Annotated in this window: 18 protein-coding genes; 15 read left to right on the forward strand and 3 right to left on the reverse strand. The window is 62.1% G+C overall.

Annotated features, from left to right (window positions below):
- Nucleotides 1-82 precede the first annotated feature (82 nt).
- Nucleotides 83-505, reverse strand: a complete 423-nt coding sequence (gene hpaR, locus HBJ59_RS13455; protein ID WP_010175430.1) for a homoprotocatechuate degradation operon regulator HpaR — start codon at nucleotides 503-505, stop codon at nucleotides 83-85.
- A 212-nt stretch (nucleotides 506-717) separates the two neighbouring features.
- On the opposite strand from hpaR (HBJ59_RS13455), the gene HBJ59_RS13460 reads away from it, so the two are divergent.
- Complete coding sequence (locus HBJ59_RS13460) at nucleotides 718-1,974, forward strand: OprD family porin (RefSeq protein WP_167663830.1); 1,257 nt, start codon at nucleotides 718-720, stop codon at nucleotides 1,972-1,974.
- A gap of 11 nt (nucleotides 1,975-1,985) precedes the next feature.
- On the opposite strand, the gene hpaA is transcribed toward HBJ59_RS13460, so the two are convergent.
- On the reverse strand, nucleotides 1,986-2,888 hold the full coding sequence (gene hpaA / locus HBJ59_RS13465; protein WP_003209891.1) for a 4-hydroxyphenylacetate catabolism regulatory protein HpaA: 903 nt from the start codon (nucleotides 2,886-2,888) through the stop codon (nucleotides 1,986-1,988).
- Between the two features lie 143 nt (nucleotides 2,889-3,031).
- Between hpaA and HBJ59_RS13470 the strand changes: the two genes are divergently transcribed.
- The 8 genes from HBJ59_RS13470 to hpaI all read left to right on the forward strand — a co-directional run bounded on the left by HBJ59_RS13470 (nucleotide 3,032) and on the right by hpaI (nucleotide 10,331).
- Nucleotides 3,032-3,697: a fumarylacetoacetate hydrolase family protein gene (locus tag HBJ59_RS13470; protein ID WP_167663831.1), complete on the forward strand. Its 666-nt coding sequence runs from the start codon at nucleotides 3,032-3,034 to the stop codon at nucleotides 3,695-3,697.
- Complete coding sequence (locus HBJ59_RS13475; RefSeq protein ID WP_167663832.1) at nucleotides 3,694-4,464, forward strand: fumarylacetoacetate hydrolase family protein; 771 nt, start codon at nucleotides 3,694-3,696, stop codon at nucleotides 4,462-4,464. The genes HBJ59_RS13470 and HBJ59_RS13475 overlap by 4 nt, the downstream gene beginning before the upstream one ends.
- A 5-nt stretch (nucleotides 4,465-4,469) precedes the next feature.
- Nucleotides 4,470-5,930 carry a 5-carboxymethyl-2-hydroxymuconate semialdehyde dehydrogenase gene (gene hpaE / locus HBJ59_RS13480; RefSeq protein WP_167663833.1) on the forward strand — a complete coding sequence of 487 codons (1,461 nt, stop codon included), beginning with the start codon at nucleotides 4,470-4,472 and terminating at the stop codon, nucleotides 5,928-5,930.
- A gap of 148 nt (nucleotides 5,931-6,078) precedes the next feature.
- Nucleotides 6,079-6,936 (forward strand): 3,4-dihydroxyphenylacetate 2,3-dioxygenase, encoded by an 858-nt coding sequence (gene hpaD / locus HBJ59_RS13485; RefSeq protein WP_017478949.1) that lies wholly within the window; start codon nucleotides 6,079-6,081, stop codon nucleotides 6,934-6,936.
- 14 nt (nucleotides 6,937-6,950) lie between these two features.
- Entirely contained in the window at nucleotides 6,951-7,343 is a 393-nt protein-coding gene (locus HBJ59_RS13490; RefSeq protein ID WP_076016042.1) for a 5-carboxymethyl-2-hydroxymuconate Delta-isomerase, read from the forward strand.
- A 50-nt stretch (nucleotides 7,344-7,393) separates the two neighbouring features.
- Nucleotides 7,394-8,698 (forward strand): MFS transporter, encoded by a 1,305-nt coding sequence (locus tag HBJ59_RS13495; protein WP_076016041.1) that lies wholly within the window; start codon nucleotides 7,394-7,396, stop codon nucleotides 8,696-8,698.
- A 10-nt stretch (nucleotides 8,699-8,708) separates the two neighbouring features.
- Nucleotides 8,709-9,512, forward strand: coding sequence for a 2-oxo-hept-4-ene-1,7-dioate hydratase (gene hpaH / locus HBJ59_RS13500; RefSeq protein ID WP_167663834.1), 804 nt, complete (start codon nucleotides 8,709-8,711; stop codon nucleotides 9,510-9,512).
- 18 nt (nucleotides 9,513-9,530) lie between these two features.
- Nucleotides 9,531-10,331, forward strand: a complete 801-nt coding sequence (gene hpaI / locus HBJ59_RS13505; RefSeq protein ID WP_167663835.1) for a 4-hydroxy-2-oxoheptanedioate aldolase — start codon at nucleotides 9,531-9,533, stop codon at nucleotides 10,329-10,331.
- 132 nt (nucleotides 10,332-10,463) lie between these two features.
- Here hpaI and hpaR (HBJ59_RS13510) read toward each other — a convergent pair whose 3' ends face one another.
- The gene (hpaR, locus tag HBJ59_RS13510; protein WP_003209875.1) at nucleotides 10,464-10,886 is read right to left on the reverse strand and encodes a homoprotocatechuate degradation operon regulator HpaR; all 423 of its coding nucleotides are present in this window, start codon (nucleotides 10,884-10,886) and stop codon (nucleotides 10,464-10,466) included.
- A gap of 195 nt (nucleotides 10,887-11,081) precedes the next feature.
- Between hpaR (HBJ59_RS13510) and HBJ59_RS13515 the strand changes: the two genes are divergently transcribed.
- The 6 genes from HBJ59_RS13515 (at nucleotide 11,082) to HBJ59_RS13540 (ending at nucleotide 16,172) form a co-directional block, all read left to right on the forward strand.
- On the forward strand, nucleotides 11,082-12,380 hold the full coding sequence (locus HBJ59_RS13515; protein WP_076016037.1) for an FAD-binding oxidoreductase: 1,299 nt from the start codon (nucleotides 11,082-11,084) through the stop codon (nucleotides 12,378-12,380).
- A gap of 260 nt (nucleotides 12,381-12,640) precedes the next feature.
- Nucleotides 12,641-13,006, forward strand: a complete 366-nt coding sequence (locus HBJ59_RS13520; protein ID WP_167663836.1) for a cupin domain-containing protein — start codon at nucleotides 12,641-12,643, stop codon at nucleotides 13,004-13,006.
- Between the two features lie 51 nt (nucleotides 13,007-13,057).
- Nucleotides 13,058-13,717: a LuxR C-terminal-related transcriptional regulator gene (locus HBJ59_RS13525; RefSeq protein WP_167663837.1), complete on the forward strand. Its 660-nt coding sequence runs from the start codon at nucleotides 13,058-13,060 to the stop codon at nucleotides 13,715-13,717.
- Nucleotides 13,718-13,803: 86 nt separating this feature from the next.
- The gene (locus tag HBJ59_RS13530; RefSeq protein WP_076016034.1) at nucleotides 13,804-14,625 is read left to right on the forward strand and encodes a molybdenum cofactor biosynthesis F family protein; all 822 of its coding nucleotides are present in this window, start codon (nucleotides 13,804-13,806) and stop codon (nucleotides 14,623-14,625) included.
- Nucleotides 14,618-15,418, forward strand: a complete 801-nt coding sequence (locus tag HBJ59_RS13535) for an SDR family NAD(P)-dependent oxidoreductase (RefSeq protein ID WP_167663838.1) — start codon at nucleotides 14,618-14,620, stop codon at nucleotides 15,416-15,418. Before HBJ59_RS13530 ends, HBJ59_RS13535 begins: the two co-directional genes overlap by 8 nt.
- Nucleotides 15,411-16,172: an SDR family oxidoreductase gene (locus HBJ59_RS13540; protein WP_167663839.1), complete on the forward strand. Its 762-nt coding sequence runs from the start codon at nucleotides 15,411-15,413 to the stop codon at nucleotides 16,170-16,172. Before HBJ59_RS13535 ends, HBJ59_RS13540 begins: the two co-directional genes overlap by 8 nt.
- The last annotated feature ends 29 nt before the right edge of the window (nucleotides 16,173-16,201 follow it).

The raw sequence follows: 16,201 nt of genomic DNA on the forward strand, positions 1-16,201 counted from the left end.
GAAGCTCTCGATTTTGTTCACTTACCTGGAATGACCAGCCACGTGAAAAAAAGGGACAGGCTTCAGCCAATTTTTTTGAGGATTACGGCTTGATGCCTTTCAGCTTTTGGAGCAGCTCCATCAACTGCTCCAGGGATTCCTCGCCGAACTGCTCCTGAATCTTCTGGTAGTTGCTTTCCATCCCGGCGCTCATGTCGACAAAACACTGCTGGCCCTGTTCGGTCAGGGCGACGAAGACCCGGCGCTGGTCTTCGGCGGATTTGCGCCGGCGCACGATGCCGTCACGCTCCAGCCGGCCCAGCACGCCGGTCATGCTCGGCTTGAGGATGCACGCGAGGTGCGCCAGTTGATGGCTTTCGAGTTCGCCCTGCTGACGCAGGATGCGGATCACCCGCCATTGCTGTTCGGTCAGGTCATGTTCATTGAGCAATGGCCGGAAGAACGCCATGGTCGCTTCGCGGGCCTGGAGCAAGGTGAGCGTAAGGGACGGTCTAGGGGTGGGCATGGTTCACGCGTATCAAAGGTCGAAGCGTCGAAGCTTAGAGTCGGTACCGTGTGCATGCAACCCGAGGCATGGAACAAATCATTAATTTAGAAACGATTTTTAAAAAACCTGCTAATCCCGCTATTCAGCCTATAGATAACATGTTAACAATATGCCGCCCCTGACCTAGCAGAGGGCGCATACCAACAAAAACAACAAAAGGAACGCCCCTCATGCATTCGTGCCTCTTTCGCAAGGCGGCAAGCGCTGGCCTGTGCGCCGCGTTTACCCCTCTGGTCGCCCACGCCGACTTCATCCAGGACAGCAAAGCCAGCCTGGACCTGCGCAATTTCTACATGAACCGCGACTTTCGCCAGGCCAACGCGCCGCAGAACAAAGCGGACGAATGGGCCCAGGGTTTTGTGCTGCGCCTGGAGTCGGGCTACACCGAAGGCGTGGTCGGTTTTGGCGTGGATGCCTTGGGTGAAATGGGCTTGAAACTCGATTCCAGCCGCGACCGCCGTGGCACCGGGTTGCTGCCGTCTGGCGCCAGCGGCGAGCCGGCCGACAGCTACAGCGAACTCGGCCTGACCGCCAAGCTGCGCCTGTCGAAAACCGTGCTCAAGCTCGGCACCCTGCAACCGGTTTTACCGGTGGCCGCCTACAACGACACCCGGCTGCTGCCGTCGACCTACAACGGTGAACTGGTGACCTCCCAGGACATCGACGGCCTGACGTTGAACGTCGGCCGCCTGGAAAAGCAGAACCTGCGGGACTCCTCCAACAACGAATCCATGAGCTACGGCGGCGTCACCAGCAGCCACCTGGACCTGGCCGGCGGCACCTACGCAATCAATCCGCACCTGGCGGCGACCTATTACTACGCGCAGATGCAGGACATCTACCGCCAGAATTTCATCGGCCTGGTGCATGACCTGCCGCTGGCCCAGGGCGTCAACCTGCGCACCGACCTGCGCTACTTCGACACCCGCGAGCAAGGCAGCACGCTGTTGCGCAGCCCTACCCGGGTCGACGGCGGTCGGATCGACAACCGCTTTTTCAACGGCATGTTCAGCCTGTCGGTAGGCGCGCACAAATTCGGCCTGGGCTATCAAAACCTTTCCGGCGACGGCGACTTTGCCTTCCCGGGGCAAGACCCGTACTCGGTCAACCTGGTGACCATCAATATCTTCACCAAGGCCAACACCGATGCATGGCAAGCGCGCTACGACTACAACTTCGCCGCCCTCGGCCTGCCCGGCCTGACCTTCATGACCCGCTACGTCGACGGCAGCCACGCGCAAACCGCCACGGTGCGCAACGGCCGGGAATGGGAGCGCGATACCGACCTGATCTACACCGTGCAAAGCGGCCCGCTGAAGAACGTCAACGTGCGGCTGCGCAACGCCACCCTGCGCTCAAGCAACGGCCTGACCAGCGATATCGACGAAAGCCGGGTGATCATCGGCTACACCGTGGCCCTGTGGTAACGCCGGGCGCCTCAACGCAACCCCGATTGACGCTGGCGGTACTCCCCCGGCGTCATTTGCGCGTAGCGCTGGAAGAACCGGCTGAAATACGCCGGGTCCTTGAACCCCAACTGGTAGCAGATTTCATTCGCCGAGCTGCCGGTGAACAGCAGCAGGCGCCGGGCTTCCTGCATCAGCCGTTCGAGGATCAGGCGTTTCGATGGCAGGTCGGCGATCCGCCGGCACACCTCGTTGAGTCGCGCTTCAGTGACGCCGATACCGTCGGCATAACGCGACAGCGGCCAGTGTTGCAGGTAGTGGTCTTCGATCAGTTCGTTGAAGCGGTGGAAGATTCGCAGGTCTTCGTGACGTGCCGGACGAGCCTCCAGGGAATTGGCGCAGAGCCGCAGCAGGCTGATCATGATCAGCCGCGTCAGGCTGTCGAGGGCCGAACCGCGTCCGCTGGCCTGGGCGTTGATCTCGCTGCACAGCTCGTCGAACAGGAATTCCAGGCGGCGTACCTCGGGCTGAAACTCCGGCGCCAGCCGCGCCAACGCCACACAGGCCGCCGGCAATTGTGCGCCGGGGGCCAGGCTTGGGTCGGCGTCAATCAAGGCCCACACCAGTTGCTGGCGCACGGTCAGCACATGGCCGTCGGCGTCGGCTTCGGTGACGAAGGAATGCGCCACCGTCGGCGGCGTGAGGAAAAACATCGGCCCGGATTCGAGGTACTGCTGGTCGTCCAGATAGACCCGCACCGCGCCGGTCTTGACGTAATGCACCTGGAAAAACCGGTCATGACGATGCACCGGCATGTTCCGGCCAAAAAATCCCGCCAGGTTGCCGAGCCGGTCGTAGTGCACCTCGGCATCGCTGTAACGCTGGTCGTAGACCTGCCCGATGTTGATGTTGGGGATCGGCTGACGATCGCTCATCACTGCATTCTCTTTGTTGTTTTGAGTGCCCTGAAATATTGCCACGCTTGACGATAGTTAACATCTTAATTATAACGTTAACAGGTTAACGAATATCCCACGGAGCAGGCCCGAATCTGCCCCGCCACTGCCAGGAGAAAAGCATGAGCCGTGCCCTGCATGATGTTGCGAACGGCACCCTGTTCGGCGTTGCGCTGAACTACCAGGGGTTGCTGAACCAACGTCTCGCCGAATTCGAACAAGCGCCTTACCAGAAACCACCGGTGAAGCCGGTGCTGTTCATCAAGACGCCCAACACCCGCAACGGCCACGACGGCGTGGTGCTGCACCCTCAAGGTGAACGCCTGCAACCCGGCCCGGCACTCGGGGTGGTGATTGGCAAGAGCGCCAGCCGTGTCAGCGTCGAAAACGCCCTGGAGCATGTGGCCGGCTACACCATCATCAATGAGTTCAGCCTGCCGGAAGACAGCTACTACCGCCCTGCGGTGAAAGCCAAGTGCCGGGACGGTTTCTGCGCCTTGGGCCCGGAACTGGTGGCCCGCGACCAGGTCGCCAACCCGCACCAACTGAGCGTGAAGCTGTTCGTCAACGGTGAACTGCGCCAGCAAAACTCCACCGCCAACTTCGTGCGCAGCCTCCCGCAATTGATCGCCGAGATCAGCGAGTTCATGACCCTGCACGAGGGCGATGTGCTGATCACCGGCACTCCCGAAGGCCGCGTGGATGTGCATCCAGGCGACACGGTTGAAGTCGAGATCAGCGGCCTGGGCCGCTTGGTCAACCACATCAAGGCAGAGGAGCTGTCATGAAACACGCGCGTATTCGCTTTGAAGGTGAAGTCCATTCGGTACAGGTCGAAGCTGAGAACGCCGTGCGCCTGGCCGACGGTCGCCTGCTGGCTGAAGACCAGGTCGAATGGCTGCCACCGGCCAACGGGAGCATGTTTGCCCTGGGCCTGAACTACGCCGACCACGCCGCCGAACTGGCCTTCAAGCCGCCGACCGAACCGCTGGCGTTCATCAAGTCTCCCGGCACCTACACCGGCCACAACCAGGTGACCTGGCGCCCGGACAACGTCGCCTACATGCACTACGAGTGCGAACTGGTGGCGGTCATCGGCAAACCGGCGCGCAACGTCAAACGCGAGAACGCCCTGGAGTATCTGGCCGGCTACACGGTGTGCAACGACTACGCGATCCGCGACTACCTGGAAAACTACTACCGCCCCAACCTGCGGGTGAAAAACCGCGACGCCACCACGCCTGTCGGCCCATGGATAGTCGACGTCGCCGACGTGCCAGACCCGAGCAACCTGAAACTGCGCACCTGGATCAACGGTGAACTGCGCCAGGAAGGCAGCACGAAAGACATGATTTTCGACATCCCGTATTTGATCGAATACCTGTCCAGCTTCATGACCCTGCAGCCCGGCGACATGATCGCCACCGGCACGCCGGAGGGCCTGGCCGATGTGGTGCCGGGGGATGAAGTGGTCGTAGAAGTGGAAGGCGTTGGTCGCCTGGTTAATCGAATTGTCAGCGAGGCGGACTTTTTCGCCGCCCGGAAAGAGGCTTGAGCAACATGATCAAACACTGGATCAACGGCCGTGAGGTCGAAAGCAAAGACACCTTCATCAACTACAACCCGGCCACCGGCGAAGCCATCGGTGAAGTCGCCAGCGGCGGCGCCGAGGAAGTGGCGCAGGCGGTAGCGGCGGCCAAGGAAGCCTTTCCGAAATGGGCGGGAACACCGGCCAAGGAACGTGCCCGCCTGATGCGCAAGCTCGGCGAGCTGATCGAACAGAACGTGCCACACCTGGCCGAACTGGAAACCCTCGACACCGGCCTGCCGATCCACCAGACCAAAAACGTGTTGATTCCCCGGGCGTCCCACAACTTCGACTTCTTCGCCGAAGTCTGCACCCGCATGGATGGCCACAGTTATCCGGTGGACGACCAGATGCTCAACTACACCCTGTACCAGCCGGTGGGTGTGTGCGCATTGGTGTCGCCGTGGAACGTGCCGTTCATGACCGCCACCTGGAAGACTGCGCCGTGCCTGGCGCTGGGCAATACCGCGGTGCTGAAAATGTCCGAGCTGTCGCCGCTGACGGCCAATGAACTGGGGCGCCTGGCGGTCGAAGCCGGGATTCCCAAAGGCGTGCTGAACGTGATCCAGGGCTACGGCGCCACCGCCGGTGATGCACTGGTGCGCCACCCCGACGTGCGGGCGATTTCCTTTACCGGCGGTACTGCCACCGGCAAGAAAATCATGCAGACCGCAGGGTTGAAAAAGTACTCCATGGAACTGGGCGGCAAGTCGCCGGTGCTGATTTTTGAAGACGCCGACCTGGAACGCGCCCTCGACGCGGCACTGTTCACCATCTTCTCGCTGAACGGTGAACGCTGCACCGCCGGCAGCCGGATCTTCATTCAGGAGAGCGTCTATCCGCAGTTCGTCGCCGAGTTTGCCGCCCGCGCCAAGCGCCTGATCGTCGGCGACCCGCAGGACCCGAAAACCCAGGTCGGCTCGATGATCACCCAGGCCCACTACGACAAGGTTACCGGCTACATCAAGATTGGCCTCGAGGAAGGCGCCACCCTGCTGGCCGGCGGCCTGGAACGCCCGGCCAACCTGCCGGCGCACTTGAGCCGCGGGCAGTTTATCCAGCCCACGGTGTTTGCCGATGTGAACAACCAGATGCGCATCGCCCAGGAAGAGATCTTCGGCCCGGTGGTGTGCCTGATTCCGTTCAAGGACGAAGCCGAAGCGCTGCAATTGGCCAACGATACCGAGTACGGCCTGGCGTCGTACATCTGGACCCAGGACATCGGCAAGGCGCATCGTCTGGCCTACGGCATCGAAGCCGGCATGGTGTTCATCAACAGCCAGAACGTGCGGGACTTGCGCCAGCCGTTTGGTGGGGTAAAAGGTTCCGGCACCGGCCGTGAGGGCGGCCAGTACAGCTTCGAAGTGTTTGCCGAGATCAAGAACGTGTGCATTTCCATGGGCAGTCACCACATCCCGCGCTGGGGTGTGTAACCCGGATATAACAACGCTCCCTGTAGGAGCGAGCTTGCTCGCGAAGAACCCGCAGGCGCTGCGGGCTAACAGAAGTGCTGCGTTATCGTTGATGTTTTTCGCGAGCAAGCTCGCTCCTACAAAAAAATAAATACTCAGGAGAATGATCATGGGCGAAGTGGTTCTGGCAGCGAAGATCTGCCACGTCCCCTCGATGTACCTGTCGGAACTGCCCGGCAAGCACCACGGTTGCCGCGAAGCAGCCATCGCCGGGCACAAGGAAATCGGGCGGCGCGCCCGTGAGCTGGGGGCCGACACCGCCGTGGTGTTCGACGTGCACTGGCTGGTCAACAGCGGCTATCACGTCAACTGTGGCGAGCATTTCAAGGGCACCTATACCAGCAACGAACTGCCGCACTTCATCAAGAACATGGAGTACGAGTACCCGGGCTGCCCGGAGCTGGGCGAGTTGATCGCCGCCGAGGCCAACCTGGCCGGCGTGCGCACCATGGCCCACAACATCCCGAGCCTGGAGCTGGAATACGGCACCCTGGTCCCGATGCGCTACATGCACATGGGCGTGCCCGACGAGCAGAAGTTCGACGTGATCTCCATCGCCGCCTGGTGCGCCTGGCACCGCCTGGAAGACAGCTTCGCGTTTGGCGCCGCCGTGCGCCGGGCCATCGAGAAGAGCGACCGCAAAGTCCTGGTGCTGGCCTCGGGTTCCCTCTCCCACCGTTTCTCGGACGACCGCGAAGCCGAAGCCAACATCCACAACTGGACCCGTGAATTCGACAAGCAGATGGACCTGCACGTGGTGGAAATGTGGAAGCAAGGCCGCTTCAAAGAGTTCTGCGCGATGCTGCCGGACTACGCCGAGCACTGCTTCGGCGAAGGCAAAATGCACGACACCGCAATGCTCCTGGGACTGCTGGGCGGGCCGGACTACAACCAGCCGGCCGAGATCATCACCCAGCCGTTCGGCAGCTCGGGCACCGGCCAGATCAATGCCATTTTTCCCCTCTGATCCGGGAGCCGCACATGCCGCACTTCATCGCCGAATACACCGACAACCTCGAACAGCAAGCCAACCTGCCCGCTTTGTTCGAGCAGGTTCACGCCGTGCTGGGCGACAGCGGCGTGTTTCCCCTCGGGGGTATTCGCAGTCGCGGGGTGCGCCTGGACACCTGGCGCATGGCCGACGGCAAGCATGACTACGCCTTCGTCCACATGACCCTCAAGGTCGGCCACGGGCGAGACCTGGAAACCCGCAAGACGGTGGCTGAAGCCCTGTTCAACGTCATCACCGAACACTTCGCCGAGCTGCAATCCCAACGGCTGCTGGCGTTGTCGTTCGAGATGATCGAGCTGCACCCCGAGCTGAATTTCAAGCAGAACAACGTGCACGCATTCCTGAAGAACCAGGCGGGCTGACCGCAGCCCACCTTTCCGCCCATGGCACTCAAACAAAAAAGAACAACATCATGAGCACAGCCAATACCGCCGACAGCACCACCCTGATCGAACATCAGCGCACCCACAGCATCGTCACCTGGCGACTGATGCCGTTGCTGCTGATCTGCTACCTGTTTGCCCATCTGGACCGGATCAACATCGGCTTCGCCAAGATGCAGATGAGTACCGACCTGCATTTCAGCGACACGGTGTACGGCCTCGGTGCCGGCCTGTTTTTCATCGCCTACGCGCTGTTCGGGGTACCGAGCAACATGGCCCTGGACCGGGTCGGGCCGCGGCGCTGGATCGCCTGCCTGATGGTGGTGTGGGGCGTGCTGTCCACCAGCATGCTGTGGATCGAAAGCTCCACGGGCTTCTACGTGTTGCGCTTTCTACTGGGGGTGGCGGAAGCCGGCTTCTTCCCGGGGATCCTGGTGTTTCTCAACCGCTGGTACCCGGCACGGCGCCGGGCGCAAGTCACCGCGCTGTTTGCAATTGCGGTGCCCATGGCCGGTGTGGTCGGCGGGCCGTTGTCCGGTGCAATCCTGGAGCACTTCCATGATTTCGGCGGGCTGCGGGGCTGGCAGTGGATGTTCCTGATCGAAGGCGCACCGGTGGTGCTGCTCGGTCTGGTGGTTCTGAAATACCTGCCCGACAGCTTCGAAACCGTGAAGTGGCTGGAACCGGCGCAAAAGCAGCAACTGCGCGAGCAACTGAGCAGTGAAGAACAGCGCAAATCCATCACCTCCTTCGGCGGCATCGTGCGTGACCCGCAGGTGTGGCTGCTGGTGGCGGTGTACTTCGCGGTAATGCTGGCGGTGAATACCCTGGCGTTCTGGATGCCCACCCTGATTCACGGCGCCGGCATCGGCCGCGACAGTCAGGTCGGCCTGCTGAGCGCCGTGCCGTACCTGGCCGGGTGCTTCTTCATGATCGGCTGCGGACGCTCATCCGACCGCAACCGCGAACGCCGCTGGCACCTGTGCGTGCCGTTGCTGATGTCGGCCATCGGCATCGCCGTGGCCGGGCTCTCGCCCACCAATCCGACCCTGGTGCTGGGCGGCCTGATCCTGGCCGGCATGGGCGCCAGCGCCGCGTTGCCGATGTTCTGGCAATTGCCGCCGGCGTTCCTGTCCAACAGCACCCAGGCGGCCGGCATCGCGTTGATCAGCTCGTTCGGCAGCATTGCTTCGTTCCTCGCGCCGTACCTGATCGGCTGGATGCGCGACACCACCCAAAGCGCGAGCCTGGCCCTGTATGTGCTGGCGCTGCTTATCGCCCTCGGCGGCCTGCTGGTGCTGCGCACCCACGCTGCCATCGTCAATCCCCAGTAGAGATTTCGTCATGCTTGATCAAGCCCACATCCAGCAAGCCGCCGCCCGCCTCGACCAGGCTGAGCGTTCCCGTGAACAGGTGCGCCAGTTTTCCCTGGAACACCCGAACATCACTATTGACGATGCCTATGCCATCCAGCGCGCCTGGGTGGCACAGAAAATCAAGGACGGGCGCAAGCTGGTCGGGCACAAGATCGGCCTCACGTCCCGGGCGATGCAGGTGTCGTCGAACATCACCGAGCCGGATTACGGCGCCCTGCTCGATGACATGTTCTTCGACGAAGGCACCGATATTCCGTTCGAGCGCTTCATCGTGCCAAGGGTGGAAGTGGAGCTGGCGTTCATCCTCGGCAAGCCGCTCAAGGGGCCGAACTGCACGATCTTCGACGTGTTGGACGCCACTGAATGGGTGATCCCGGCCCTGGAAATCATTGACGCGCGCATCCAGCAGATCGACCCGCACACCAACGCCACGCGCAAGGTGTTCGACACCATTTCCGACAACGCCGCCAATGCCGGCGTAGTCATGGGCGGCCGCGCCGTACGCCCCACCGAGATCGACCTGCGCAAGGTGCCGGCGGTGTTGTACCGCAACGGAGTGATCGAAGAGTCCGGGGTGTCGGCTGCCGTGCTCAACCACCCGGCCAAGGGCGTGGCCTGGCTGGCGAACAAACTGGCGCCCTACGACGTGACCTTGCAACCCGGCCAAATCATCCTCGGCGGCTCGTTTACCCGCCCGGTGGCGGCGAATCCGGGCGACACCTTCCATGTCGACTACGACATGCTCGGTTCCATCTCCTGCCGCTTTGTCTGAATACTGGAGGACTGCTTCATGGACATGCCCATCAACCGCTTCAAGCAGCGCCTGCAACGTGGCGAAACCCAGATCGGCCTGTGGCTCGGTTTGGCCGACGCCTATTGCGCCGAACTGGCGGCGAATGCCGGGTTCGACTGGCTGCTGATCGACGGCGAGCACGCACCCAATGACCTGCGCGGCATGCTCGGCCAGTTGCAGGCCGTTGCGCCTTACGACAGCCAACCGGTGATTCGCCCGGTGATCGGCGATACCGCGCTGATCAAGCAGGTGCTGGATATTGGCGTGCAGACGCTGTTGGTGCCGATGGTAGAGACGGCAGAGCAGGCTCAACAGTTAGTGCGGGCCGTGCGCTATCCGCCCTTTGGCGTGCGGGGTGTTGGCAGCGCGCTGGCACGGGCGTCGCGCTGGAACAGCATTCCGGGTTATCTGGATGAAGCGGATGCGCAGATGTGCCTGCTGGTGCAGATCGAGAACCGTGAAGGCCTGGACAACCTCGACCTGATTGCTGCGGTTGAAGGGGTGGACGGGGTGTTTATCGGGCCGGCGGATTTGAGTGCGGCCATGGGGCATCGGGGGAATCCCGGGCATCCCGAGGTACAGGCGGCGATTGAGGACGCGATTGGGCGGATTCAAAAGGCTGGCAAGGCGGCGGGGATCCTGAGTGCGGATGAGAAATTGGCGCGGCGGTACATCGAGTTGGGGGCGGCGTTTGTGGCGGTGGGGGTGGATACGACGGTGCTGATGCGCGGGTTGCAGGGGTTGGCTGCCAAGTTCAAAGACACCGCAGCACCTGCGACTACCGGCGGCGTGTACTAACTCTTTGAAACGACAAAGATCCAAAATGTGGGAGCGGGCTTGCTCGCGAAAGCGGTGTGTCAGCCGACAAATCTGGCACAGATACATCGCTTTCGCGAGCAAGCCCGCTCCCACATTTGGATCGGCGGTGTGTCAGCGTTTGATGGTTTTCAACTCATCCAGCAACCCCAACAACACCTGCAACTTTTCCTCCCCAAACTGCTCCTGCAACCGCTGATAATTCTCCTCCATACACTGGCTCATCGACTCGAAACTGGCCTTGCCCTTCTCCGCCAGCGTCACCAGCACCCGCCGCTGATCCTGCTCGGCCTTGCGCCGGTGCACCATGCCCGCCGCCTCCATACGCACCAGCACGCCGGTCATGCTCGGTTTGAGAATGCACGCCAGTTCCGCCAGTTGGTAAATCTCCAGCTCGTCATGCTGGCTGAGAATTCGAATAACTCGCCACTGCTGCTCGGTCAGCCCATGCTCATTCAGCGAGGGCCGGAAAAAACTCATGGCCGCTTCACGGGCCTGCAACAGGGTCAAAGTCAGGGATTGTCTGGGTTTCAACATAGGCTCAGGGTCACGATAGATTTAGTTAATGTTTTAACGAAACTCTAACACTCTCCTCCCCGCCTCACGCTATAACTTGTGAACCCGGCGAAGGCTCTGGCGCGCAGGATCAAAAAGCCCGGCACACAGAATCAAGACATCCAGCGCGCCAACGCCCTTAATACACTCATTAGCTCTTCACTGTCAGGCAGCGCAATGATCAATATCGAAACGCCGACCTATTACACGGCAACCAAGAAATACAACCTCAGCTTCCCCACCCTGGAACAGGATGTGGAAGCCGACGTGGTGATCATCGGCGGTGGCTTTTCCGGGATCAACACCGCCCTGGAACTCGCCGAAAAAGGCATCACCAACATCGTCGTGCTGGAAGCGCGTTACCTGGGCTTTGGCGGCACCGGGCGCAACGGTGGGCAGATCATGGCCGGCATCGGCCACGACCTGGAGAAGATCAAGAAGGACGTGGGTGAAGACGGCCTGCGTCAGATCTTCGAGATCAGCGACCTGGGCGCCGACATCATCAAGAATCGCATCGCCAAGTACGACATCGATGCCGACTTCTGCCATGGCTACGGCTACATGGGCTTCAACGCCCGCCAGGAAAAGACCCTGCGCGCCTGGGAAAAAGACTTCAAGTCCATCAACACCCAACACGAGATCCGCTTCCTTGGCGGTTCCGACGTGAAGCAGATCATCGGCTCCGACGCCTACAGCAGCGCCCTGCTGCACATGGGCGGCGGGCATGTGCACTCGTTGAACCTGCTGCTGGGCGAGGCCAAGGCCCTGGCCGGCCACGGCGTGCAGATTTTCGAGAACAGCCCGGCATTGGAAGTCAGCTACGGCGAACGCATCACCGTGCGCACCGGCCGCGGTTCGGTCAAGGCCAGCAAGCTGTTGTGGGCCTGCGACAGTTTCCTCAACAAACTGGAACCGGAACTGCACCGCTCGACCATCAACACCTACGCGTTCCAGATGATGACCGAGCCGTTGTCCGAAGAACTGATCAACCGCATCAGCCCGATTCGCGGGGCCTACAGCGACATTCGCCCGGTGATCGACTACTACCGCGTCACCAACGAAAACCGTCTGCTGTTCGGGGCCGCCACGCCATTGGTGGAGCACATTCCCGGCGATTTGAAAGCCTGGAACCGCAACCTGATGCTGAAGATCTTCCCGTACCTCAAGGACGTGAAGATCGACCTGGCCTGGGGCGGCCCGATGGCCTGCAGCCCGAACCTGTTCCCGCAGATCGGCACCCTGCCCGGTCGCAGCAACGCGTTCTATGTGCAGGGCTATTCAGGCTTCGGCGTGACGCCGAGCCACATCATCTGCAAGGTGCTGGCCGAAGGCATGAGCGAAGGCTCGGCGCGGTATGACCTGGTCAGCTCGATCCACCGCCCGACCATCATCGGCAAAGACGCGATTCGCCCACTGCTGCTCACCGCCGGCAAGTCCTGGCACCAGCTTTCCGGTTATTGGAACGGCCGCCGCTAAAGCCCGATTCCTGACACCTGACACCTGACACCTGTCACCTGTCACCTGTCACCTGTCACCTAATACCTGACACCTGACACCTGACACCTGTCACCTAACACCTAACACCTGACACCTGACACCTGTAGGAGCGAGCTTGCTCGCGAAAAACCCGAGGGCACCGCGTTCATCCAGGACGCCAACGTCATCGTTGACGACCTTCGCGAGCAAGCTCGCTCCTACAGTTGATCGCTAATTTTTTCTCATCAGGAGCAACTGCCATGACCCTCGTTACCCTCAAGAAAGACATCCAGCTATCCGAACTCGACGCCTGGGGCACCGTCGCCGATCTCGGTTCGACCATCCTCGAAGGCGAAGTCCGGGCCTTCGGCAAAATGACCTTCGGTGCCCCCACCGACCCGGTCAGCAGCGCTTATTTCGGCACCACCCAGGGCAAATTCCGCATGGTCTATCCCTTCGCCGAACAAGCCACCGTGGTCTCCGGCGAGGTGGTACTCACCGATGAATCCACCGGCCAGAGCACCCGCTACCAGGCCGGCGACAGCTGGTTCGTGACCAAGGGCACTCCCGTGCTGTGGGAAGTGGTCAGCGAAAGTTTCGTCAAACACTACTTTGCCGTGGTGTGATGGCCCCGGCTGCCGCACCCGTCGGCAGCCTTTTGGCGCAGGTGACCTACCATGCACGCCCTCCCCGTCCACGAAGTCGCCGGCCAGTGCCTGCAGGCTTTCACCCGCTTGATTCCGGTCAGCCAGGCCGCGTTCTACTGTGTCGACCGCCACCTGCAAGCCCGGGATTTCCAGTTGCACGGCATGAGCGGCGAGATGCACCGCGACTACCTGGACAACTACCGCCAATTCGACCCGTTGCAACCACGCAACTGCCTGTCCAGTGGCTTGGCGGTGGTGCCGCTGGGTTTTGCCATGGCCCGCCAGCCGGTGCGGGATACTCGGCGCTATGGGGATTTTCTGCGGCGGTATGGCGTGGTGGATGTGGTGGAAATCCTCGCCCAGCGTGGCGGCCAGCCCCAGGCGGCGATTTCGTTGCTGCGCACCGCCGACCAGGGCGCCTTCACCGGCGAGCAACTGGCCCAGCTGAATGCACTGCAAACCTTGCTGCAACTGGCCGTGGCCAATATGCAACCCGCTGAAGATGCACTGGCCGACCTCACGCCCAAGGAGCGCCAGATCGCCCTGTTGTTGCGCCAGGGTGCCAGCAACAAACAGCTGGCCCGGGAGCTGGAAGTCGGCCTGCCCACCATCAAGACCCACCTGATCAACCTGTTTCGCAAGACCGGCGTCAGCAGCCGCACCGAACTGGTGGGCAGCCTGTTTCTGTAGCCCGCCTCAACCATCCGGTTGATACCCGGGCCTGCTCCCGGGCGCGATGATCCGAGGTGTTCACCCACTCAACCGGAGCATCGCAAATGACCACACCTTCTGACTGGATCACCGTGGGCGCCCTGGCCGACGGCTTCGCCCCCGAAGCGTTCATCCTGCCGAACCTGGCGGACCTGAGCGGCAAGACCTTTACCCTGTACTTCGCCAATGGCTGGCAGATCGAGCACCGTTTCGAGCGCGACAGTCTGTCCTGGGTCGCGGCCGACGGTCACTCCAGCGGCAGCGCATCCTACCGCGCGACCTCGGTGCGCCCCGGCTTGTACCTGGTGGATTTCATCAAACGCGAAGGCGCCCAAGCCTGGTCGGTCAGCCTGGTGCTCGACACCGCCAGCGCCTCGTTCACCGCCGTGCTCGGGCGCATGCCCACCCAGGAACAAACCCGCGAAGGCCTTTACAGCCGCGCCCTGGCCGGCAAACCGCTGACTTCAGTGGAGGTGGAATTCCTCCACGGCAGCCTCGACCGCCCCTGGCAAGCCGGCCAGTGCCCCCACGCGCCCACCACCGAACTGACCGGCCTGCGCAACCAGTACCGCTACAGCCCGAGCGAGGTCTACGAGCACATCTACCTCAACCACCAGTTCTACGCCTGGCAATGCCTCAAGGGCGTCGAGCAAGGCCTGTGCGACACCGACCGCTGCCATTACTACAAGATCGCCGACCAGTTGTACCTGTTCGTCTGGCGCGAAAAAATCATCCCCACCCTTGGCCTGGTGCTGATCGACCTGCAACAGCACCGCAGCGACGGCAAGATCTTCGGCTATGCCGGGGCGGCTTTCGATGAGCTGTCGAACTTCCCCATCAGCTCCTACTGCCAGGTACTCAACCGCACGGAGCATCCCGATGACTGAGCCGCGCACGATTGTGATCACCGGGGCCGGCACGGGCATCGGTGCCGCGTGCGCCCGGCTGTACACCGCCGAGGGTGCGCATGTGGTGCTGATCGGCCGTCGTCGCGAGCCGCTGGAGCAGGTCGCGCGGGAAACCGGAGGTTTGGTGCTGGTGGGTGATGCGGCCTGCCCTGTCACGTGGGCGGGCTTTGTGGAGCAGATTCGCCAGCGCTTCGGGCGGATCGACGTGCTGCTGGCCTGCGCGGGCGGCCATGGCATGGGCAGCGCCACCAACACCAGCCCGCAGACCTGGGAAGCGGCGCTGCGCAGCAACCTCGACAGCGCTTTCTACAGCGCGCGGGCGTGTTTGCCGCTGCTGCTGGAGAGTGGCGGGAACATCGTGCTGATGGGTTCGATTGCCTCACTGGCCGCCGGGCCCGAAGTGTGCGGCTACACCACAGCCAAACATGCATTGCTTGGGCTCAACCGTTCGCTGGCCCGGGATTACGGCCCGCGCGGGGTGCGGGTAAATGCGGTATGCCCGGGCTGGGTGCGCACGCCGATGGCGGATGAAGAAATGCAGCCGTTGATGGATTTTCATGGCGAGACACTGCAAAACGCCTACGACCGGGTGTGCGCCGACGTGCCGTTGCGACGCCCCGCCAGCGCTGAAGAAATCGCCAGGGTGTGCCGCTTCCTCGCGTCCAGTGAAGCGTCGATCATTACGGGTGCGGCGCTGGTGGCGGACGGTGGTTCGAGCATCGTCGATGTACCGACGTTGGCCTACGCGCATATGGAGCTGAATCATGGATGAGGACCTGGATTTCAGCGGGCGCAGCGTATTGGTGACGGGTGGCGCCCAGGGCATCGGTCGGGCCATCGTCGAAGCCTTTGCGCTGCGAGGTGCGCGGGTGATGATCGCCGATCTGCAACTGGCCCAGGCACTCGCGCTGGAACTGTGCGGGCGCGGCTGCCAGGTGGAAGCGGTGACTGTGGATCTGGCGGATGCGGCTGCGGTTTTCGCGCTGATTGCCGGGCTGGAACAAAGTTGGGGGCGGCTAGATATTCTGGTGCATAACGCCGGGTATTTTCCGCTGACGCCCTTTGCCGAAATCACTCCGGCGATGCTCGACCGCACCTTGGCGGTCAATCTCTCGGCGTTGTTCTGGCTGACCCAGGCGGCGTTGCCCATGTTCCGCCGTCAGGGTCGGGGCTGCGTGCTGGTCACATCTTCAGTCACTGGGCCGAGGGTGGCATTTCCGGGTTTGAGCCACTATGCGGCGTCGAAGGCCGGGGTCAACGGGTTCATTCGCAATGCCGCGCTGGAACTGGCCAGTTTGAACGTGCGGGTCAACGGGGTGGAACCCGGCATGATCGCCACGCCCGCCATGGGCAATCTGGGGGATGACCAGGTGAACGCACAGATCGCCAGCCGGGTGCCGCTGGGACGGTTGGGTGCGCCAGCGGATATTGCCGGGGCGATGCTGTTCCTGGCATCGGACCTGGCGGGTTACATCACCGGACAAACGCTGGTGGTAGACGGCGGCTCGACCTTGCCGGAGGTTTAACGAAACGTCCTACCGAACGGCCGGATAAC

Source organism: Pseudomonas sp. AN3A02, assembly GCF_011765255.1.
Classification (GTDB): domain Bacteria; phylum Pseudomonadota; class Gammaproteobacteria; order Pseudomonadales; family Pseudomonadaceae; genus Aquipseudomonas.